18 protein-coding genes are annotated in these 21,507 nt (G+C 38.8%); 7 read left to right on the forward strand and 11 right to left on the reverse strand.

Annotated features, from left to right (window positions below; translation table 11 throughout):
- Positions 1–622: 622 nt before the first annotated feature.
- On the reverse strand, positions 623–1,855 hold the full coding sequence (tyrS, locus tag ACINWC141_RS15785; RefSeq protein WP_009392842.1) for a tyrosine--tRNA ligase: 1,233 nt from the start codon (positions 1,853–1,855) through the stop codon (positions 623–625).
- A 61-nt stretch (positions 1,856–1,916) separates the two neighbouring features.
- Here tyrS and ACINWC141_RS15790 point away from each other — a divergent pair, with 61 nt between their 5' ends.
- Together ACINWC141_RS15790 and ACINWC141_RS15795 are read left to right on the forward strand one after the other, a co-directional pair.
- The gene (locus ACINWC141_RS15790) at positions 1,917–3,044 is read left to right on the forward strand and encodes an anhydro-N-acetylmuramic acid kinase (protein WP_009392836.1); all 1,128 of its coding nucleotides are present in this window, start codon (positions 1,917–1,919) and stop codon (positions 3,042–3,044) included.
- A 127-nt stretch (positions 3,045–3,171) separates the two neighbouring features.
- Positions 3,172–4,014: an alpha/beta fold hydrolase gene (locus ACINWC141_RS15795; protein WP_009392839.1), complete on the forward strand. Its 843-nt coding sequence runs from the start codon at positions 3,172–3,174 to the stop codon at positions 4,012–4,014.
- A gap of 60 nt (positions 4,015–4,074) precedes the next feature.
- Here ACINWC141_RS15795 and erpA read toward each other — a convergent pair whose 3' ends face one another.
- The 4 genes from erpA to ACINWC141_RS15815 form a co-directional block, all read right to left on the reverse strand.
- Positions 4,075–4,410 (reverse strand): iron-sulfur cluster insertion protein ErpA, encoded by a 336-nt coding sequence (erpA, locus tag ACINWC141_RS15800; RefSeq protein WP_003656048.1) that lies wholly within the window; start codon positions 4,408–4,410, stop codon positions 4,075–4,077.
- Positions 4,411–4,534: 124 nt separating this feature from the next.
- Positions 4,535–5,539, reverse strand: coding sequence for a putative solute-binding protein (locus tag ACINWC141_RS15805; RefSeq protein ID WP_009392891.1), 1,005 nt, complete (start codon positions 5,537–5,539; stop codon positions 4,535–4,537).
- Between the two features lie 352 nt (positions 5,540–5,891).
- Positions 5,892–6,899, reverse strand: coding sequence for a putative solute-binding protein (locus tag ACINWC141_RS20165; RefSeq protein WP_002115480.1), 1,008 nt, complete (start codon positions 6,897–6,899; stop codon positions 5,892–5,894).
- Positions 6,900–7,154: 255 nt separating this feature from the next.
- Positions 7,155–8,159, reverse strand: a complete 1,005-nt coding sequence (locus tag ACINWC141_RS15815; RefSeq protein WP_009392885.1) for a putative solute-binding protein — start codon at positions 8,157–8,159, stop codon at positions 7,155–7,157.
- A gap of 253 nt (positions 8,160–8,412) precedes the next feature.
- On the opposite strand from ACINWC141_RS15815, the gene ACINWC141_RS15820 reads away from it, so the two are divergent.
- Entirely contained in the window at positions 8,413–10,341 is a 1,929-nt protein-coding gene (locus ACINWC141_RS15820) for an ATP-binding cassette domain-containing protein (RefSeq protein ID WP_009392835.1), read from the forward strand.
- Positions 10,342–10,391: 50 nt separating this feature from the next.
- Here the strand turns inward: ACINWC141_RS15820 and ACINWC141_RS15825 are convergent, their stop codons facing one another.
- From ACINWC141_RS15825 to dnaA, 6 genes are all read right to left on the reverse strand, one after another.
- Entirely contained in the window at positions 10,392–11,318 is a 927-nt protein-coding gene (locus tag ACINWC141_RS15825) for a TolB-like translocation protein (protein WP_034678926.1), read from the reverse strand.
- A gap of 127 nt (positions 11,319–11,445) precedes the next feature.
- Entirely contained in the window at positions 11,446–11,838 is a 393-nt protein-coding gene (gene cybC, locus ACINWC141_RS15830; protein ID WP_034678927.1) for a cytochrome b562, read from the reverse strand.
- 37 nt (positions 11,839–11,875) lie between these two features.
- Positions 11,876–14,344 (reverse strand): DNA topoisomerase (ATP-hydrolyzing) subunit B, encoded by a 2,469-nt coding sequence (gene gyrB / locus ACINWC141_RS15835; RefSeq protein WP_009392852.1) that lies wholly within the window; start codon positions 14,342–14,344, stop codon positions 11,876–11,878.
- A gap of 52 nt (positions 14,345–14,396) precedes the next feature.
- Positions 14,397–15,479: a DNA replication/repair protein RecF gene (gene recF, locus ACINWC141_RS15840; RefSeq protein ID WP_009392871.1), complete on the reverse strand. Its 1,083-nt coding sequence runs from the start codon at positions 15,477–15,479 to the stop codon at positions 14,397–14,399.
- A gap of 14 nt (positions 15,480–15,493) precedes the next feature.
- Positions 15,494–16,642, reverse strand: coding sequence for a DNA polymerase III subunit beta (dnaN, locus tag ACINWC141_RS20550; RefSeq protein ID WP_009392856.1), 1,149 nt, complete (start codon positions 16,640–16,642; stop codon positions 15,494–15,496).
- Positions 16,643–16,739: 97 nt separating this feature from the next.
- Complete coding sequence (gene dnaA / locus ACINWC141_RS15850) at positions 16,740–18,146, reverse strand: chromosomal replication initiator protein DnaA (RefSeq protein ID WP_009392858.1); 1,407 nt, start codon at positions 18,144–18,146, stop codon at positions 16,740–16,742.
- 682 nt (positions 18,147–18,828) lie between these two features.
- Here dnaA and rpmH point away from each other — a divergent pair.
- The 4 genes from rpmH to yidC are packed head-to-tail and all read left to right on the forward strand — an operon-like array spanning position 18,829 to position 21,482.
- Complete coding sequence (gene rpmH / locus ACINWC141_RS15855; protein ID WP_000831329.1) at positions 18,829–18,963, forward strand: 50S ribosomal protein L34; 135 nt, start codon at positions 18,829–18,831, stop codon at positions 18,961–18,963.
- A 29-nt stretch (positions 18,964–18,992) separates the two neighbouring features.
- The gene (rnpA, locus tag ACINWC141_RS15860) at positions 18,993–19,385 is read left to right on the forward strand and encodes a ribonuclease P protein component (protein WP_034678932.1); all 393 of its coding nucleotides are present in this window, start codon (positions 18,993–18,995) and stop codon (positions 19,383–19,385) included.
- A gap of 10 nt (positions 19,386–19,395) precedes the next feature.
- Positions 19,396–19,716, forward strand: a complete 321-nt coding sequence (gene yidD / locus ACINWC141_RS15865) for a membrane protein insertion efficiency factor YidD (RefSeq protein ID WP_003656027.1) — start codon at positions 19,396–19,398, stop codon at positions 19,714–19,716.
- Between the two features lie 5 nt (positions 19,717–19,721).
- The gene (gene yidC / locus ACINWC141_RS15870) at positions 19,722–21,482 is read left to right on the forward strand and encodes a membrane protein insertase YidC (RefSeq protein WP_009392862.1); all 1,761 of its coding nucleotides are present in this window, start codon (positions 19,722–19,724) and stop codon (positions 21,480–21,482) included.
- The last annotated feature ends 25 nt before the right edge of the window (positions 21,483–21,507 follow it).

The following is a 21,507-nucleotide window of genomic DNA, read 5'->3' on the forward strand; positions in this document are numbered from 1 at the left end:
TTTTTAAAACTTAATCTCTAAACCAACTTCCCATCAAATTCATCACTTAAAGCAATCAACTCAATTCCAAGTAACTGTTTTTCAACAAGTTTCTATCTGCATCACCGCCGATGGATGTGCATTATAGACCATCCCAATCCCTTTGCAAGGGGTATTTCAGCCTTTTTCTATTGAGTGCCGTTTTTTTCTACTATTTTGCGAAAAAAGTGATATATATGGCTTTTTTTTAGGCATTTTCACCACTTTTATTAATTTTTATTTTGGGAAAATACAGTTCATCTTAGATTTTTGATGTCTTCTTATATAGTTGTTATAGGCATATATAGCATTCTCGATTCCAAAGATTCCAAAGATTCCAAAGATTCCAAAGATTCCAAAGATTCCAAAGATTCCAAAGATTCCAAAGATTCCAAAGATTCCAAAGATTCCAAAGATTCCAAAGACATATTAGAGCAAATGCTCTACTCTCAAACTATATTTCCCTCTACTTTCTTATTTGCTTTAATTACTTTTCATTATTAGTGAACTATAGATAGTTCCACGTGGAACGTTGAATTGTTTTTTTGATCCTTAAATAAAAAAAGCAGGATTACTCCTGCTTTTTATTACTAAACAACTTTACTTAGTCAGTGAAAGTTACACGAGCAATTGCTTTTTTACCTGACTGAATAATGAAAGTCCCGTTGTCTTTTACAGAGAAACTTGCATCAATTACATTCCAGTCAACTTTTACTGCACCGCGCGCTACAGCATCTTTTGCCGCAGCTGCATTTGGATTTAGACCTGCTACACGTAGAATTGTGGCAATAAAGATTTCTCCACCAAATTCACCACGTGAAATCGTTACTTCTGGGGTGTCTTCTGGTACTTCACCTTCTGTAATAACGTTACCAGCACTTTTATGTGCATTAGCGGCAGCTTCTGCATCATGGAAACGCTCAACGAGCTCCAGCGCAAGAATACGTTTTACTTCTTGTGGATTACGACCAGCAGCAATTTCATCTAATAAAGTTTTGATCTCATCTAGAGATTTAAAACTTAATAAATCGAAATATCGTTCAATTAGCGAGTCTGGCATTGATAAAACTTTTTGGTACATTGCCCCTGGTGTATCAAATACACCAATATAGTTACCCAAAGATTTAGACATTTTATTTACGCCATCTAAACCTTCTAGAATCGGAACAGTGATACACACTTGAGATTCTTGACCATAACGACTTTGTAAAGTACGTCCCATAAGTAAGTTAAAGGTCTGGTCTGTACCGCCTAACTCTACGTCAGCTTCAAGTGCAATAGAGTCATAGCCTTGAACTAAAGGATATAAAAACTCATGGATTGCAATCGGCTGATGGTTGCTATAACGCTTTGTAAAGTCATCACGCTCTAACATGCGAGATACGGTTTGCTGACTTGCTAACTGAATGAGGTCAGCAGCAGATTTTTGATTAAACCATTCTGAGTTAAAACGTACTTTTGTTTTATTCGGATCTAATATTTTGAAAACTTGTTCTTGATAAGTTTTAGCGTTCGCCTCTACTTGTTCACGTGACAACGGCGGACGAGTTGCGCTTTTACCAGTTGGGTCACCGATCATCGCGGTATAGTCACCAATCAAGAAGGTAACTTCATGGCCCAAATCTTGGAAAGTTTTTAGTTTATTAATAAGAACCGTATGTCCTAAATGTAAATCTGGCGCAGTAGGGTCAAAACCAGCTTTAATTTTAAGAGGACGATTCTCTTTGAGCTTTTTCAGTAAATCTTCTTCTGAAATAATTTCGTGCGTGCCTCGTTGGATGAGGGCAAGCTGTTCTTCGGCGGGCAAGAAATTTGACATCACAAAACCTAAACACATCAGTTATTCAATTTGTGCGATATACTAACATTTTTTCAGCGTCTTGCAGGGGAAGTTGCATATGAGCGCAATCTATATCGGCGTAATGACTGGCACTAGTATGGATGGTGTGGATATTGTTGCGGCTTCATTTGAGCCACTACAGCTTCATGCCACTCTTACGGTTCCATTCGAACCCGAATTACGTGATGAGCTTATGGCGTTAACTTTGCCTGATGACAATGAAATTGACCGCATGGGTAAAGCTGATGTTGCTCTAGCCAAAATGATTGGTCATGGGATTAATACTCTCATTGAAAAAAACCAGTTAGATCGTAGTCAAATTAAAGCAATTGGGTCGCATGGACAAACTATTCGTCACCGTCCAGAACATGGATTTACGCTACAAATTGGCGATCCCAATATCATTACTGAAATCACTCAGATCCCGGTTGTTTCAGATTTTCGTCGTAGAGATATGGCAGCAGGTGGTCAAGGTGCACCATTGGTTCCAGCTTTCCATCAAGCACTATTTCAACATCCAAGTATTCATCGCGTGATTTTGAATTTGGGTGGTATTGCTAATGTGAGTATGTTGCCTGCCAATAATGCTGACGGCGTATTTGGTTTTGATACAGGTCCTGCAAATATTTTGATGGATGCTTGGTGTCATCGTCATACAGGCCATCCATATGATGAAAATGGTGACTGGGCAGCTTACGGTCATCCTATTCGTTCGTTACTCGACCGTCTTCATGCTCATGAATATTTTTCTAAAGAACCTCCTAAGAGCACAGGACGTGAAGATTTCAATATTGACTGGTTAGATGACCAGTTAATCGATTGGCGAAATGATTTAACTTATGATGAGTTAGAAGATACCCCTGAAAACATCCAAGCTACCCTATTAAAGCTTACTGTGCGTGCCATTCAAAAAGCGATTTATCGCTCTGAGATGGAAACAGGTGAAGTGTATGTATGTGGTGGTGGTGCTTATAACTCTTATTTATTAGAACAATTACGCTGGCGTCTTCGTAAGCACAATTGGTCTGTTCAACCTACAGACGTCTTAGGGCTCTCCCCTACTTGGGTCGAAGCTACAGCTTTTGCTTGGTTAGCAATGCGTTTTGTAAATAGTTTAAGTGGTAATTTGCCAGCGGTAACAGGTGCATCGGATTTCAGAATTCTAGGTACGATCACGGCGGTATAAAACTATTTATTGATTTGATTGATCAGATTCGACCTCATAGCACATTTACTGACCCGAAATGCTGTTATTTAAATGAGCATAAAAACTCATGATAAATGCCGATAAAAATAATTTAAGGCATGTTTGTATGGATCTAACTAAACGTATTCATCAATACACACGTGGGGCTTGGACATTCGATGTGATTGATTCAGGCCCTATAGATGGTCCGCTCGTTGTTTTATTGCATGGTTTTCCAGAAACGGCTCATAGTTGGGAGCAAACCTCTGAATTATTGCATGAGCATCAATTTAGAACGCTTGCGATTCATCAACGTGGTTATAGTTTAAATGCTAGGCCCCAAAGCCGCTTTCAATATTCACTGAGTGAACTTGTAGAAGATGTAGCGAGTTTTATTAAGCAATTAGATCAACCCGTGTATTTAATTGGGCATGACTGGGGCTCGGCAATTGCTTCGGGCGTTGCTATGAAGTATCCACAATATATTCAACATCTCACTTTAGTTTCTGTGCCCCATCAAGCTGCTTTTTTAAAAGCCTGCTTAAGCAGCAGACAACTTTTTAAATCTTATTATTTTGCAATTTTTCAGCTACCGATTCTGCCCGAACTTTTATTTAAAAAGATACCTAAATTGGGCCGTAAGTTTCTTAAGTCATCAGGTATGACCGAAGAGCAAATTGCGATATTCGAGGCTGAGTTTATAGAAGAAAATAGATTATCTACGGCGTTGAATTGGTATCGTGGCTTTTTTTGGGACAAGCCTCAAAATCCTTTTAAATCAATAGATGTTCCTACTCTTTTTATTTGGGGTAAACATGATATTGCCGTTACAGAAAAAAGTGCCGAGCTAAACTCAGATTATTTTAAAAATAGGTATGAGGCAGTTTTTATGGATGCGTCACATTGGATTCCATATCAGAATGCGCCTGAACTGGTGCAATACTTTTTAGAATCTGTTCGTCAAAAATAATAATCTGATCAATAAAAAAACCTCTCGTCATGGAGAGGTTTTTTAAATTTTAAAATTCTTTTAAATCGAGAATGAAGAGCCACAACCACATGTTGTTGTTGCATTCGGGTTTTGGATAATAAAACGCGATCCTTCAAGGCCTTCTACATAGTCAACCACTGAACCAATTAAATATTGATAGCTAAGTGAATCCACAAGCATTTTTACATCGCCATTTACGAATTCTGCATCATCTTCATTTACGCTTTCAGCAAAATTAAAGCCATACGAAAACCCTGAACAGCCGCCTCCCGTTACATATACACGTAACATGAGATCGTCATTCCCTTCACTATCACGGAGTTGGCGTACCTTATTGGCAGCATTATCTGTCAAAACTAGAGCTTGGGCATTCATGATGATTGTTCCTCGGATTTTGCTGTGCCTTTCAAAATAAAAAAGACCCTATATTGAGTATAGCATAATCAATATAGGGTCTGTCTTCGAAGTTTAAAGCCAATCTTGAGTATTTTTATCAAGATTATTTGTAATTCTCGTCTTGTAAGCCACATTCGAAGTTTTTAGCATCTTGTTTACAACGGAATTGCCATAGTAGTTTCATCATGCGTTTATCATACACGCCACGTTGTGTAAGGTTAATTCGTGATTCACGCATGAGCTTTTGGTAACCTGGTTTATCGGCTGCTGGGACATCCATCCAGTATTTTTGTGGAATATCCGCTTTCATCTTACCCAAGATGGTAAAAGCACGTGGTAACTGACCTGAAACCCATTCTCTAGATTTCTGACCAAAACCAGCTGGGAACTTATCAGGACGGATAATAATATTTCCTGTGACCTGTAAGATCGGATAGTTCACGATCGCACCTTTTGTTCCTAAACCTTTTTGTAACTCTAAAGGTTTAAATGCTGCTGCTGGCGCACCGATAATATCAACTTGATGGTTATTAAATTTCGCACCAAAATTTGTTACGTCAGCACTAACAGCCTGTGCCCCGACCTGCTGAACCATAATTTTTTGTGCTTCATCATAGTCAAGAACAGCAATTTTCTTACCTGCGGCTTTCGCTACTGTATTGATGCTGCGATCGTTTACTAAAAGGTAAGCATCACCAACCGGAATAACACCGACAACCTCATAGCGACCATTAACCATATATTTACTAAAAGTCGGACTCGCTAAACCTTGCATCACTTTTACAGCAAGCTTGAGGTCAGGAATGGCCCCGATTGCGTCTAATGACCCAGTAAATGAGTTAAATTGACGGCCACGCATCCCTGACACACTAATACCATCACATTTGCCTGCTTTAAAATCTTCAGCAATCACGGCTTCATTTTGGTTTACTTTAAGTTCAATATCAGCTCCCCAGTTTTTAGCGGCAAGTTGATAATCCTTCATCAGCGCATAGACATCACCATTTTTACCAACGAAGTCAAAAACACATACTGTTTGTTTAGCCTGAGCTGCAAAAGAAACTGTAGTAAGTCCCATCGCAAGTAATAGCATTTTGGAAAATTGCATATTCTTTTTCCTTTCCTTGTGGAGTTTTTGTTTTTCGATACCAAGAAATTTCACACCGATCAGGTATGAATCGGATAGGCTTCATATAAAAATCATGTTGGAATATTTGTATAGACCCTATTTGCTTTTATGATTTTATTTCCATGAAAAATAGATAGCGATTAGCCTAACTATTAGCAATTATTTTAATCACACAAGTCCTTGATCCATTTTTATACCTTCATGTTTCCTTATGAAGTTTTTATCTAAATTTAGCTTAACGTCTTTCTAACTAACCACAATGGCAGAATTGACAGGACATAGAAAACAAAAAGCCTAGAACTCAGTCTAGGCTTTCTGAAAGAAATTAAGATTATTCACCAGGCATTGAACATTCAAAATTAGCCTTGTCTACAGAACAACGTGCTTTTTTAAGTACAGACATCATTCCTGCATCGTAAACACCGCGTTTAGTTAAGTCCATACGGCCATCACGCAACATTTTTTGATACTTAAGTTTGTCTTCAGCACTTAAGTTCATTTTGTATTTACCAGGGATTTGCGCTTCTAAACGGTTGATCATTGCAAAGCTCTTCGGTAACTGTTTAACAAACCAGTCACGAGATTTTTGACCAAAACCAGCTGGGAATTTATCAGAACGTAATACTAGATCTGCTGTAACGTGTAATACAGGGAAGTTCCACATTACACCGTTTGCGCCTAAACCTTTATTTAACTCTAATGGTTTGTAAGCATAAGCAGGCGCACCTACCATATCTACCTGACCATTGTTAAATTTCGCAGCAAAGTTTGAAATATCAGAAAGAACTGCTTGAGCACCTACGCGTTGCACCATAATTTTTTGTGCATCGTCATAGCCAAGTACGGCGAATTTTTTACCCGCAGCTTTTTCAACAGAGTTGATGTTTTTGTCACGTACGAAAATGAATGCTGAACCTAGCGGAGAAATACCAGCAACTTCGTATTTTTTACCACCCATATTAGTGGTCATTTTTGCTGCATTACGCGCATCTAATACATAAGTAATTGCACGTTGAGCGATTTGGTTATTTGGAACACCGCCTAGTGAGTCGATAGATCCTGCGAATTTGTTATATTGGCGTGCACGCATTGCTGTCATTGCTACAGCATCACATTTGCCTGCTTTAAAATCATTATCAGCAACAGCCTCGTCCTGACGAGGAACTAAGTTAATTTCAGTACCCCAGCCTTTTGCAGCTAGAGCCCATTCTTCCATCATTTTATATGAGTCGCCTGCTTTTCCTAAGAGGTCGAATACACATACGGTACTCGCTGCTTGCGCTGAAGCAGAAAAACCAACAACAGAAGCGGCAGCCATAGCAAGTACGATTTTTTTCATTTTCTTCATCCTTCCACGGAACAGATTTTTTGTTTGAAGTTTCCTTTCAAAGACAGATATTAATCATGTTTTTTAGAAAAAAATAGAGCTTTTACTCAAATATTTTTATCTCATTGAACCATTGTTTGTTCAATTTAAATTATTTATTAGCAGTAAAAATCACTAAGTTTCCGTAAGTTACTTTTTATATTCATAATTTTCATACCCATATTCAGCTTTGAAATATATGTAGCGTTTTTGTGTTTAAAAAATCAACTACTCTCCATTCAGGGTACATTCAAAATTTGTCCGTTCCACTGTACAGCGAGCGCGCTTCAGCACGCTCATCATTGTGGCATCGTATACACCTTGTTTTGTTAAGCTGAGGCGACCTTCACGTAAAATTTTTTGATATTTAATTTTGTCTTCGGCTGAAAAATTCATTTTAATCTTTGAGGGTACGCCCACTTCTAGTCGTTTTACCATGGCAAAGTTCTGAGGTAATTGCTGTAGAAACCAATCACGTGACTTTATTCCAAAATCGACTGGGAACTTATCACTTCGAGTAATTAAATTACCCGTAACGTTCACCACCGGAAAAGTAAACATAGCCCCATTCGTTCCAACACCTTTGCCAATCTCTAGTGGTTTATAGGCATAAGCAGGTGCCGCAATTGCATCGACTTGACCACTATTAAACTTTTTCACGAAATCGGTAATTTCAGAAGGAATAGGTTTTGCGCCAATACTTTCAACCATAATTTTTTGTGCTGCATCATATTGCAAAATAGCAAATTTAGTCCCACGCACTTTTTCAATTGAGTTCAGGTTTTTATCTCTTACAAATAAGTACGCCAATCCAATCTGGACAATACCGACAACTTCATAATTTGTTCCATTCTGTGCAGTCACTAGACGAGTTTTATTGCGTTTATCAAGAACGTAGCTAATCGCTTTTTGGGCAATCGCATTACTGGTTACCCCACCAATCGCATCAATCGAACCTGCAAATTTATTGTAATTTCGCGTCCGCATAGAGGTCATATAAGCGGCATCACATTTACCTTCGCGCAGTCTACGATCAACCAAACCTTCATCTTGAAATGGAATTAAGGTGATATCTGCTTGCCATTCTTTCGCTGCGAGAGCCCACTCTTCCATCATTTTATAGGATTCACCTGACTTTCCTAATAAATCAAACACACAAACATTTTGTCCCGCTTGTGCTGTTCCCATAACACAGCAAAATACTGTGCCAATTATCCCCAATCCTTTTTTCATTTAACTTTCCTTAGTCTATTTCTATTAGTAGTTCATTTATTAACCAAATCTTAAACTGCTTTTATTTTAGTCATATTTTTTTAAATGTGTTCTATCTTGTTCAATATTTTGAAAATTTCGGATGAATAGCTGAGTCCAGAGTTTTTCTATTTCTACAATTATTGTCTGCTTCTAACTTAAATCCGGAATGTTTTGTTTTCATCGACAGTTGTCTTTAAAATACAGCATCCCTAACTCACCTCGATACAATAAGATGATTCAATTTGACCAAGTTTCTTTACGCCGCGGTGGACGTATTTTATTTCAAAAAGCGTCTATGCAATTACACCCAGGTTGGAAGATTGGTCTAACTGGTGTAAATGGTGCAGGTAAATCGACTTTATTTGCTGCATTACTTGGAAGTTTAGGTGCCGATGAAGGTTCTCTTACTCGTCCTTCAGGCTGGACCGTAGCGCATATGGCGCAAGAAATAAAAGCCTTAGATATGCCTGCAATTGATTTTGTTCTTTCAGGTGATGAAGAGTTTTGGGATATTCAAAATAAGCTTGCTCAACCAGATCAACTGAGTGACTTTGAATTGGCTAAATTGCATGGCCGCTTTGATGAAATTCATGGTTATTCAGCGCCCTCTAAAGCTGCGCAGCTCATGGCGGGTCTTGGTTTTCTAGAAAATCAATTACGTTTGAACGTTGAGAGTTTCTCAGGTGGATGGCGTATGCGCTTAAATTTGGCACGTACCCTCATGAGCCGTTCAGATTTATTATTACTAGATGAACCAACAAACCACTTAGACTTAGATGCAATTCTGTGGTTAGAAGATTGGCTTAAAGCCTATGAAGGTACACTCATCCTCATTTCGCATGACCGCGACTTTCTAGATGCGATTACAGATCATATTCTTCATATTGAAAATCAGGAACTCACGCTTTACACCGGAAACTACTCTACATTTGAAACTACGCGTAGTGAACGTCTTGCACAGCAACAACAAGCTTTTGAGAAACAAGAAGAAACGCGCGCTCACCTACAAAAGTTTATTGACCGTTTTAAAGCAAAAGCAACCAAAGCTCGTCAGGCACAAAGTCGTATTAAACAACTTGAGCGCATGCAGCAACTTGCACCCGCTCATGTAGATACGCCGTTTACTTTTAGTTTCCGTGAACCCACCAAAATGAGTTCTCCTTTGCTGACTTTAGACAATGCCAGCATTGGTTATGGTGATAAACAAATTGCCGAAAAAATTAGATTACAAATTACACCAACTTCACGTATTGGTTTACTTGGTATGAACGGCGCGGGTAAATCGACCTTAATTAAGAGCTTAGTAGGTGATTTGCCGCTCTTAGCTGGTGAACGAAAGGCGTCAGAATTACTTAATATTGGTTACTTTGCCCAGCACCAAATGGATGCTTTAGATGGCCATGCTACTCCAATGTTACAAATTGCCCGTTTAGCAGACAAAAAAATTAGTGAAGCCACCTTACGTTCTTTTTTAGGTAGTTTTGGCTTTAGTGGTGAACGCATGGATACGCCATGTGAAACCTTTTCTGGTGGAGAACGTGCTCGTTTAGCCCTCGCACTGATTGTATGGCAGCGTCCAAATGTTTTAATTTTGGACGAACCGACGAACCATTTAGATCTTGATATGCGTCATGCATTGAGCATGGCATTACAAGACTTTGAAGGTGCTGTTGTACTGGTTTCCCACGAACGTCAACTCATTGCAAGTGTTTGTGACGAGCTTCTTTTGGTACACGGCGGTAAATGTACCGAGTTTGAAGGCGATTTACAGGATTATGCAAAATGGCTACGTGAAGCACGTCAGCAACTCATCAATGCTCAAACTGCTGTGGCGCAGAATAATTCGTCCTCTACCACTGCCGCCCCAGCTAAAGTTGACAAAGAAGCACAGCGTAAAGAAGCAGCTCGCCGTCGTGAACAAACTCGACCTATTCGTAAAAATATCGAAAAAGTTGAATCTCAAATTGATAAACTTCAACCACAGCTTGTCAAAATTGAAGAATCTTTAGCAGATACGTCTTTATATGATGCAGCACGTAAGGATGATCTACTCAAACTTATGAATGAACAAACTGAGTTAAAGGCTAAACTTGAGCAATATGAAGAGCAGCTTTTAGAACTCATGATGGAATTAGAAGAGATGGAAACTTCTTTTGATTAATCTATTTTCCAAAATAAAAAAGCCGATTTCTTAATCGGCTTTTTTATTAATTAATACGGGGTATAAAAAGCCCCTAATTCATTTAAATTGGTATTGATAGGTAAAGGCCAAACATTACTGGATAAACTATCCGCAATGTATAGATCATAACCGCCACGGCTTCCTGTCTGCCCTGCAAGAGATACCACCATATAACGTTGGTCTAAAGGCGCTGGGTCTGAAGTGTCGACGGTAGTACTGTTAAATGGCAAACGTGTGGTTTGTTTATTAGCCATATCATAAGTATAAATCTGATCGTGGGCATTTGTTGAGCTATACCAACGCACATATAAGAACCGGCTTCCTTGCCACCATACCGGATAATATGAAGCAATATTGGTCAGCTGTGTATCATAGGCGCCCGACTGATCAATACTAAAAATTCTAGAATTATTCCCAGCACCTTTCGCATATAAAATTTGAGTGGTATTCATCATTGGATAAGGCATTGACTCCTCAATATCCCAACCATTTTGAGTAACCGAAGTAATCGTACGATCCGTCATTTTGACGATTTTTAAATCGCCATTTTGTTTAAAAATAATACGCTGGTTATCTATGAATTTAGGATCTTCATCACGTTTATTATTCCCCTGAGTTAAGTTAATGGGTAACTCACTACTTCCCACTTTCCAAGCATATACATCCCATGCATCTCCATAGTGTTGCCCATAAGCTACTCCCATGAACGTTAACCATTTTCCATCTGGAGAAAAATGACCATTCATCATATGGTCGATTTTCCAATTTGCACCCAGTAATGTGGTCTGTTGCGTTGTGAAGTTATAAAGATAAAGCTTACTGTCCCATGCGTCATAATCACTATAACGATGAAATACTAATTTTCCATAAAAGATCGGGGCTGTAGCAGCATGCAGTTGAAATAAACAATTGAAAAACATGATCCCAATGCATAAGAGTTTTTGTATTTTTTTCAAAATTATATTCTCTTGATATAAATAGAAATTATCATTTGAATGACAATTTAAAAGTTCGTTTCTTATAAAAGAAAAGGCTTTGTCTTAAATTAGAACAAAGCCTTTTCTTCAATCATCATAAAAAGAATTATCTAAATTTTTTATGATTTTCATTTCGAATTTTGACTAAATTCATTGCTTCAGTTTTTGCTTGATCTAAGTGTCCTTGCTCAACTAATGCAGTTACTTTATCAATCTCGGCAACAAGCTGATCTAAACCAGCTTGGTACTCTTTTACCTGTACATTTCCTGAAGGTAAACCTTCAAGTTTATGCGGCAAATATTGCTTAGAAGAAACTGCTGCTTCACGCATTACAACAAGCTGTTGTTTCGCATTAGCAGCATCTTTCGCTTCAGCAAATGCTTTAGTGCTCTTAGCTAAAGTTTTCATATTTGTTTCTAGGTCTGCTGCCCAAACAGCAGAACTTCCTAAAAACGCACATGAAATTAATAGACTCGCTAATAATTTCTGACCCATCATCTTCTCTCCCTAGACTGATTTAGAATCGTGTTATGAATTAAGCATCAATATCTGCATTTAAAGCATTCTCTTCAATGAATGCACGACGTGGTTCAACGTCATCACCCATTAAGCAAGAGAACATACGATCTGCTTCAATCGCATCATCAATGGTCACCTGCAACATATTACGGTTGTCAGGGTCCATTGTCGTTTCCCAAAGCTGTTCAGCATTCATCTCACCAAGACCTTTATAGCGCTGGATCATCATACCGCGGCGCGAATCTTGCAAAATGTGCTGCCAAACTTGATGGAAGTTAGCCACTTGAATACGACGGTCGCCTTTTTGTAAATAAGCGCCCTCTTCAATTAAGCTGAACCAACTCTTCGAGTTTTTCAATAAACGAGCATATTCCGCTGAATTCAATAAACCAGCATCAAGCAAATAGGCATGCGGCAAGTTATGAACATATACGGTAATACGTGGCCAATAATGTGCAGATTTTTCACCCTGAGCATTTTCACGTTCAAATGACTCTAGGGTAATTTCCGGACGTAAACTTGGCTGCAATCTAGTGACTGTTTCACGAACCTGATCAGCCCATTGCTGTACATAAGCCTGATCATGATTTTGATCGGCTTTGAAAGCTTCTACTTCCAGTAAAGCATCTAGTAAGCTAGCTGGATAACGTAAGGTTAAACGCTGCAAGCTCTTTTGTGAAACTTGATAATCCTTGATCACTTTTGCAAGTGCTTCGCCAGTAATTGCAGGAGCATCAGCACTAATATGTAACGACAGCTCATCAATCGCATTTGAAATCAGATAAGTTTCTAATGCATCATTATCTTTGATGTATTGTTCCTGCTTACCTTTTTTCAATTTGTATAAAGGTGGCTGAGCAATATAGATATGCCCACGCTCAACCAATTCTGGCATTTGACGGAAGAAGAACGTTAATAACAAGGTTCGAATGTGCGAACCATCAACGTCAGCATCGGTCATGATAATGATTTTATGATAGCGTAGTTTGTCAGGATTATATTCTTCACGACCAATACCACAGCCGAGAGCAGTAATTAAAGTACCGACTTCCTGACTAGAAATCATTTTGTCAAAGCGTGCACGTTCAACGTTCAGGATTTTACCTTTCAACGGTAAAATAGCCTGCATTTTACGGTTACGGCCTTGCTTAGCACTACCACCCGCAGAGTCACCTTCGACAAGATATAATTCAGAAAGTGCAGGATCTTTTTCCTGACAATCTGCTAATTTACCTGGTAAACCAGCGATATCAAGTGCGCTCTTACGACGTGTCATTTCACGCGCTTTACGTGCAGCATCACGTGCACGTGCAGCATCAATAATTTTACCGGCAATTGACTTTGCAGCTTGTGGGTTTTCAAGCAAGTAAGCAGAGAACTCTTTGTTCATTGCTTGCTCAACAGCAGGTTTTACTTCACTTGATACCAGTTTTTCTTTGGTTTGAGATGAAAATTTTGGATCAGGTACTTTTACCGAAATAATAGCGGTTAAACCTTCACGTGCATCGTCGCCGGTTACATTAACTTTTTCTTTCTTGAGAATATTTTCATTTTCAAGATATTGATTTAAACCACGCGTCAAAGCTGCACGGAAACCAGCTAAATGGCTACCGCCATCTTTTTGAGGAATGTTATTGGTAAAGCAACGAACGTTTTCTTGATAACTTTCATTCCACTGCAAGGCTACTTCTACACCAATACCGTTATCTGTATCTGCAGTAAAATGGAAAATCTCATTGAGATGAGTTTTACCTTCGTTAATGTATTTTACAAACTCAGATAATCCACCTTCGTAGTCATATACATGCTCAAGGTTAATACGCTCATCGCGCAATACAATACGTACGCCCGCGTTTAAGAATGAAAGCTCACGTAAACGGCGTGCTAGAATTTCTACGTTAAAAATGGTTTGAGTAAATGTTAATTCACTTGGCCAAAAACGTACTGTTGTACCACTCTTATCCGTTTCACCAATCACACGTAATGGATATTGCGGATCACCGTGTTGATATTCTTGCTCATGTACTAGACCAGCACGAGAAATCATTAAATGTAATTTACTTGAAAGTGCGTTTACTACAGAAACACCTACACCGTGTAAACCACCTGAAACCTTATAGCTGTTGTCATCAAACTTACCGCCTGCGTGCAGAATGGTAAGAATTACTTCCGCTGCAGAAACACCTTCTTCAGGGTGAATATCGGTTGGAATACCACGGCCATTATCCGAAACACTCACTGATTCATCTTCATGAATAGTGACAATAATTTCATCACAATGCCCAGCTAAAGCTTCATCGATGGCGTTATCGACTACCTCGAATACCATATGGTGTAAACCGGTACCGTCGTCTGTATCCCCAATATACATACCCGGACGTTTACGAACTGCATCTAATCCACGTAATACTTTAATACTAGAGGAATCATAAGCCTTTTCATTGGTTTGTTCTGTTTGAGAGGCTGATTGAGACTCTGAACTCATGGTTTCTCCCTAGCAAATATAGGTTTATTCAAAGATGGGTAACATCAAAAAATTATGGTGAAGCAAGACTAACTTGACCGGATTCAACATTGAATAATTGATATGAAATAGACAAATCATGTAAGTGTTTTTTTACCGATGCATGATCTAAAGTTGTCATAAAAACCTGGCTACCAAGTTGGCTTAATCGTTCAATTAAACGTTGTTGTGCGGTTAAGTCTAATTCTGCTGTCAGATCATCTAATAATACCACAGTTTCCTTATTACTCGCATGCAACATTGCAATTTGTGACAGTTTTAAGGCAATAATCAGCAGTTTTTTCTGACCTCTTGATAAAACTACATCAGCATGTCCATAAGGGGTTTTTAAGCGCAAATCTGCACGATGTGGACCATATTCGGTATAACGTCGTTCGATGTCTTTTTGGTGTTGATTAAGCAGGTCTTGCATGAGCCCCTGCTCTGTATGAAAACCTGGACTGTATTCCAGTTCAATTTCAAGATCAGGAAGCAATTGGCTCAAATCATTTTGAAAAAAGACATTCCATTGTTCCACAATACCCAAGCGCTGAGAGTGCAAAATTTCGCCATAGTCACTCAGCATTTTGTTCCAAGGTTCCAAATCGGCCAATGTCAAATTTCTTTGGGTTTTAAGTAAAGTATTTCGCTGTTTTAATGCACGCGAATAGTATTGCCATGCAAAATAAAACTCAGGTTCCACGTGGAACATCAACCAATCCAAAAGTTGGCGTCGTGGTTTTGCACCATGGTCAATAATATCTGTACTTTGTGGATCTAAATGCTGCAAAGGAAGTAATTTAGCAAGTTGACCTTGGGTAGCCACGGTATCGCCATTGACTTTCATCAACTGTTCACCAGAGGCCATTTTTTGCATACCAATTTTCTCAGTACTGGACTGTGCAAAGACAATCGCATCTTCGGCAGCATACTGAATATAATTTTTTGGAATATGGGTGCGAAACGATCGCCCTGTTGCAAGCAAATGAATTGCTTCCAAAATTGAGGTTTTACCTGAACCGTTCGCGCCATAAAATATATTAAACGGCTGCAACCCTTGGAGTGCAACCGTTTTTAAATTACGCACACGTTCGATATTTAAACGCGTAAGATGCATATTAGATAGCCAAATTATACACGCATCGGCATAACTACATAAGTTTGATCAGTATGTGCTGGGTCTTGAACCAAAACAGACTGATTCGCTTCACTCATACTCATATTTACGTCATCGCCATCAAGTACACCCAATACTTCCAGTAAATATTGCGCATTAAATGACATTTCAAGCGGTACATTTTGATATTGGATAGCTAAATCTTCAATAGCCTCATCTTGCTCAGGGTTGTTCGCACGAAGCTGTAAAGAATCTTGATTAAAATTCAAGAAAACGCCACGTAACTTTTCATTACTCAAAATTGCAACACGTTGTAATGATTGCTTAAACACATCATGGCTAATTAATACATGTTTATCGCCACCACGTGGAATTACACGACGATAATCAGGGAATTTTCCATCAATCAATTTTGTCGTAAAACGAACAGTAATGTTACCCTGTTCCTTATCACGACTTGGCGTATTGATGGTTACATTTAGCAATTCACGACCAATCAATAATGTTAATTGTTCATCTTCAATGCTCAGTAAACGCTGTAATTCACCCACAGCTTTACGAGGTACAATGGCCTGAACCAATTGAGACGATGTAGAAGAAGCGGTAATTTCACAAAGTGCTAAACGGTGACCATCTGTTGTTACTGCACGTAATTGATTTTCATCAATTTCCAATAAAGTACCCGTTAAATAGAAACGTACATCTTGTACAGCCATCGCAAAAGCAGTTTTTTCAAATAAACGCTTTAACTCACGTTGAGTTACCTGTACTTGAGTACCTTGACTATTTTCAGTCGTCAATAATGGATAATCTTCTGCTGGTAAAGTCCCTAATACAAAACGGCTATTACCAGATTTTAAGATACATCTTTGATCTTCAGTAATTTGTAAATCAATTAATGCAGCTGTAGGCAATGATTTACAAATTTCCATTAACTTACGAGCAGGGACTGTTGTTTCCCCTGCTTCAAGGCATGCCCCTTCTGTTAAAACAGTGCTCGCAACCAGCTCGACTTCTAAATCAGAACCAGTAATGGTGAGCGCCTGAGCATTAGTCTGAATTTTGACGTTTGAAAGAATATTCAATGTATGACGACGTTCTACCGCACCGACAACATGCGATAAAACATTGAGTAAACTTTCTTTAGCGATTTTCAAACGCACGATTCATTCCTCTAGCAACTTGGAGCAAATATTTCATTTTTTAGCTGTGTACTATGCTGCACTTACGTAGACTTTGCAACAAGGTCTTATTATTTCATTAACTCTGAAGTAGACGTAGTAGATTTTTATAATCTTCATCAAAAATTGGATCTTCTTCTCGCAAACTTGCTACTTTTTCACAAGCATGCATCACAGTACTATGATCACGCCCACCAAAAGCCATTCCAATTTCTGGAAAACTATCACCGGTCAACTCACGAGCAAGCCCCATTGCCAACTGACGTGGTCGAGCATAAATTCGTGTGCGTTTCGGCCCTACTAATTCTTTTAAAGGGATACGGAAATATTCACTCACTACACGTTGAATATTTTCTACACTAATTGTTCGTGCACGAATAGCCAATACATCTTTTAAAGACTCACGAACAACATCAAGATCGATCGGCGCACCTTTAAAACGGGAAATTGCAACGACTTTATTAAGTGCCCCTTCAAGTTCACGCACGTTAGCCACAACTTGTTGTGCAATAAATAATGCACAATTTCGAGGTAAATCAACGCCGCTATTTTCCGCTTTCTTTAATAAAATTTCGATACGAGTTTCAATATCTGGTGGTTCAACCCCTACTGAAAGTCCCCAAGAAAAACGGGAAACTAAACGCGGATCTAACTCTGTTAATTCTTTTGGATAACGGTCTGAAGTTAAAATAATTTGTTTAGATTCATCAAGTAAGGCATTAAATGTATAGAAGAACTCAACTAGACTCGCCTCTTTACCTGCTAAAAGATGAATATCATCCACCAACAATAAATCTAAAGAACGGCAGTTCTTCTTAAACTCTTCTACTTTGCCTTTTTGTAAAGAACTCACAAAATCCTGAACAAAACTCTCAGAAGTCATATACATCACACGAGCATTGGGTTTGGCCTGTAATAAAGCATTACCAACTGCCTGCATTAAGTGAGTCTTACCTAGTCCTGTAGGACCATATAAAAACAAAGGGTTATGCTGTGAAGCACCTAATTGCGTTAATACTTTTCTACATGTTTCAGCTGCCATCTGGTTCGAACGGCCTTCAACAAATAAAGAAAAAGTAAACTGGGGATTAAGCAGCTTCTTTTTCGCTGTTTTGGGATTTACCACACTATTCGTATTGGGACTAGCAATAGAATCGGGTTCTTTTTTTACTTTAATGCTTGGTGGTGGCGAACTTTGCAAAGCGGCCGTAGTGGTTGCTGGTTGTTCACTCGACGACAAAATACTCCCAGGACGAGAATCAACTAAAATCTCAACCTGACGGACACGCCCTTCTGACAACTGTTCAGCCAATATAGAAATTAATTCTAAATGATTCTCTTGAATGTAACGCGTCCAATAAGGGTTAGGAGCATAGAGACGTAGTATCCCTTCTACTTCTTCAGCAACTAATGGGCGAATCCACATCGCAAAGACGTTATCAGAGAGCTCTTGTCGCAAGCGAGTTAAGCAGTCTGTCCAAAGCATGTGTATCCCCTATTTCTGCGTTTTTAAATTCAAATAATCTAAAGATTAACCCTTCCTGATGAGAAGGGGTCGCCATTCTAACCAAGTTATCCACATCTGTCATGACGATTTCGATTGATTTTGCCTAAAAAGAAAACTCTTGTGAATAAATTTAAATTCAAAACCACCTGTGTATAACTTTTTGCACAACCTGTGGATAAATTAACACATAAACTTATCCACAATCCATAAATATAATAGAAACAGAGTTATCAACAACTCAAATACATGTTTTTTAAATTTAAAAGTTCGAAATCCACAGAAAAAGTTGCTCCTAATAAGAATAAATATAAATTTTAAAATTTGAATTTATTTAATAGGGGCGAGATCTTTTGTGGATAACTACAAAATATGAATTTAAATTCAAATGCAGCAAATCAAAGCCAAGATGATATCTTGTTTTGTTGATAAGTGTGTATATAAGGTGTGTATATAATAAAAGTTCTAATGAAAATAGACAATTACTTTGTGCATAACTTTGAAAACTATATATTGCACTAAATTATGACACTCAGAAAAAAGAAGTAGAGAGATTAAAAATTTGGGTTAAATACAAAACTTTCTTGGTTTTTCATTGACAGCGTAAACATTGCACAATAAAATCGCGGACCTTTATAGAAAGATCATTTTTGGGAGTTTCGATATGAAACGTACTTTCCAGCCATCTGAATTAAAGCGTAAACGCGTTCATGGTTTCCGTGCTCGTATGGCAACTAAAGCTGGTCGTCAAGTATTAGCTCGTCGTCGTGCAAAAGGTCGTCATAGCTTAACTGTTTAATACTGTTACGCTGACCAGACTTGGGTGTGATGACACTTTACAATTTTAGCACAGATGTGCGAATACGCTGTGCTGCAGATTATAAAAGTGTATTCGATGGTGCGCTTTTTAAAGTGCATCAACCCCATTTTTTATTTCTTGCAAAATTAACCGAACAGCCTAATAGCCGTTTGGGTATTGTTGTTGCTAAGAAAAAAGTGCGCCGTGCGCATGAAAGAAATCGAATAAAACGTCTTGCTCGTGAGAGCTTTCGTCTACATCAGCCGAATTTTGGATCAGACATAGATGTTGTGGTAATGCCGAAAGTCGGTATAGAAGCGATTACGAATGCTGAGCTATATCAACAATTAGATTTTGCTTGGCAAAAATTACAACGCTTAGCAAAAAAACATTCTAAAGTTGGCACAAACTCGCAAAATTAAGAGATAGCCAATGGTTCGTTTTCTACGTTGGTTGATTCGACTGTATCAAATTGCGATTAGTCCGCTTCTTGGACCCCGTTGTCGTTATATCCCGACTTGTTCCCAATATGCGATAGAAGCATTGCAAACTCATGGTGCGATAAAAGGCGTTTGGTTATCTTCTAAACGGATTTGTCGTTGTCATCCGTGGGGAGGATCTGGATATGATCCGGTACCGCCAAAAGCAATTCGTTTTATTTCGTTTCATCAAATAGATTCTCAAACGCATCATGTTGCTGTACCCTTTCGTGATCGTTTACTGAAGCAAAATCTCTCTAACCATTTGGGGTAATAGATATGCAACAATGGGCCAGGTTTGCAATTCTCGGGGCCATGTTTGTCACCGCATATTTGCTCATTTTGGCTTGGCAAAAAGATTATGGAAATGCTGCAACTGCACCGCAAAAACAAGCGGCGGCTGTAAGTTCACATGAAGTATCTGCTGATTTGCCAAATGCTAAAAATGCAACAGTGGCTTCCGATGTGCCACAAGCAAATATTGCGCAGTCACAAACCACAGATGCAACTGCACCTGTGAATCAACAGCTTATTTCAGTACAAACTGACCTTTACCATATTTGGATCAATCCAAAGGGTGGTGATATTGTTCGTATTGAATTACTCTCACACGACAAAAGCAAAGACAGCGATCAGCCATTTGTTATGCTTGAAAATGATGCCAAGCGTACATATGTTGCTCAATCTGGCTTAATTGGTTTGAATGGACCAGATAGCAGTCGTGGTGGTCGTCCTTTATATGCTGTTGAAAAAACATCATATACTTTGGCTGATGCTAAAGGTGTGCAGGATCAAAAGGGTCAATCTGAAAAAGTTTTAAACGTTCCGATGGTATTTAAGACACCTGAAGGCGTTGAAATTATTAAAACTTTTACCTTTACCCAAGGGCAATATCCAATTGTTGTAAGACATCAAGTGATTAACCGTAGCCAACAAAGCTGGCAAGGTCAGATGTTTGGACAATTAAAGCGCGATAACTCTGAAGATCCTGGTAAATCTTCTCAAGGTATTTTCACTCTAGGAACTTTCTTAGGTGGAGCTTGGGGGACACCTGATTCACACTACAACAAGCTTAAGTTTGCTAATTTCTCTGAAGAAAAAGTAAGTACTGAAGCGAAAGGTGGATGGGTTGCGATTGTTCAGCATTATTTTGTAAGTGCTTGGATTCCTGGGAATCTTAAACTGACTCAAGCGAATGGTCAGCCTTATGCAGCTAAACTTGAATCTCGTCAATCTGCTGATCATATGAATATCATTGGTTTTACCTCACCAGTGATTAATGTTCCTGCAGGCACTTCAATGGAAGTAGACGCAAAACTTTATTCAGGTCCGAAAGTACAATCTGAATTAAAAGATTTAGCGGTTGGCTTGAATCAAACTGTTGATTATGGCTGGTTATGGCCAATTGCCAAGTTATTGTTCTTAGGTCTTCAATTCTTCCATAGCATTGTAGGCAACTGGGGATGGTCAATCATCTTACTTACCGTTATGGTGAAGATGATTTTGTGGCCTTTATCTTCAAAAAGTTATCGTTCTATGGCGAAAATGCGTGTGATTGCACCAGAAATGCAACGCATGAAAGAAGAGTTCGGTGAAGACCGTATGCGCTTCTCGCAAGAAATGATGGCTTTATACAAACGTGAACAAGTGAATCCTCTTTCGGGTTGTTTACCATTGTTGCTACAAATGCCAATTTTCCTTGCCTTGTACTGGGTACTCATGGAAAGTGTGGAATTACGTCACGCGCCATGGTTAGGCTGGATTCAAGACTTGTCAGCAATGGATCCTTGGTTCATCTTGCCGTTAATTATGGGTGCTACCATGTTTGCGCAGCAAATGTTGAACCCGCAACCGGCTGATCCAATGCAGGCAAAAGTGTTCCGTATTATGCCGATTATGTTCACGGTATTTATGTTGTTCTTCCCTGCCGGTCTCGTACTGTACTGGATCGTGAACAACAGTATTACTATTTTACAGCAGTCGTTTATTAATAAGAGCGTTGAGAAAAGTCGTATCAATAAGACTGAATCAGCTTCTTAATCGTTGAACTTTTGCTGAATAAATC

It is taken from the genome of Acinetobacter sp. WC-141, assembly GCF_000313935.1.
In the GTDB taxonomy this organism is placed as follows: Bacteria; Pseudomonadota; Gammaproteobacteria; order Pseudomonadales; family Moraxellaceae; genus Acinetobacter.

Bases quoted from the DNA above. Each gene is read 5' to 3' on its own strand.
- rpmH (WP_000831329.1), top strand. From the start codon at position 18,829: ATGAAACGTACTTTCCAGCCATCTGAATTAAAGCGTAAACGCGTTCAT.
- dnaA (WP_009392858.1), bottom strand. From the start codon at position 18,146: ATGCTTTGGACAGACTGCTTAACTCGCTTGCGACAAGAGCTCTCTGAT.
- yidC (WP_009392862.1), top strand. From the start codon at position 19,722: ATGCAACAATGGGCCAGGTTTGCAATTCTCGGGGCCATGTTTGTCACC.
- ACINWC141_RS15815 (WP_009392885.1), bottom strand. From the start codon at position 8,159: ATGAAAAAAGGATTGGGGATAATTGGCACAGTATTTTGCTGTGTTATG.
- cybC (WP_034678927.1), bottom strand. From the start codon at position 11,838: ATGATGGGTCAGAAATTATTAGCGAGTCTATTAATTTCATGTGCGTTT.
- ACINWC141_RS15790 (WP_009392836.1), top strand. From the start codon at position 1,917: ATGAGCGCAATCTATATCGGCGTAATGACTGGCACTAGTATGGATGGT.
- ACINWC141_RS15805 (WP_009392891.1), bottom strand. From the start codon at position 5,539: ATGCAATTTTCCAAAATGCTATTACTTGCGATGGGACTTACTACAGTT.
- ACINWC141_RS15795 (WP_009392839.1), top strand. From the start codon at position 3,172: ATGGATCTAACTAAACGTATTCATCAATACACACGTGGGGCTTGGACA.
- ACINWC141_RS20165 (WP_002115480.1), bottom strand. From the start codon at position 6,899: ATGAAAAAAATCGTACTTGCTATGGCTGCCGCTTCTGTTGTTGGTTTT.
- rnpA (WP_034678932.1), top strand. From the start codon at position 18,993: ATGACACTTTACAATTTTAGCACAGATGTGCGAATACGCTGTGCTGCA.
- ACINWC141_RS15820 (WP_009392835.1), top strand. From the start codon at position 8,413: ATGATTCAATTTGACCAAGTTTCTTTACGCCGCGGTGGACGTATTTTA.
- yidD (WP_003656027.1), top strand. From the start codon at position 19,396: ATGGTTCGTTTTCTACGTTGGTTGATTCGACTGTATCAAATTGCGATT.
- recF (WP_009392871.1), bottom strand. From the start codon at position 15,479: ATGCATCTTACGCGTTTAAATATCGAACGTGTGCGTAATTTAAAAACG.
- erpA (WP_003656048.1), bottom strand. From the start codon at position 4,410: ATGAATGCCCAAGCTCTAGTTTTGACAGATAATGCTGCCAATAAGGTA.
- gyrB (WP_009392852.1), bottom strand. From the start codon at position 14,344: ATGAGTTCAGAGTCTCAATCAGCCTCTCAAACAGAACAAACCAATGAA.
- tyrS (WP_009392842.1), bottom strand. From the start codon at position 1,855: ATGTGTTTAGGTTTTGTGATGTCAAATTTCTTGCCCGCCGAAGAACAG.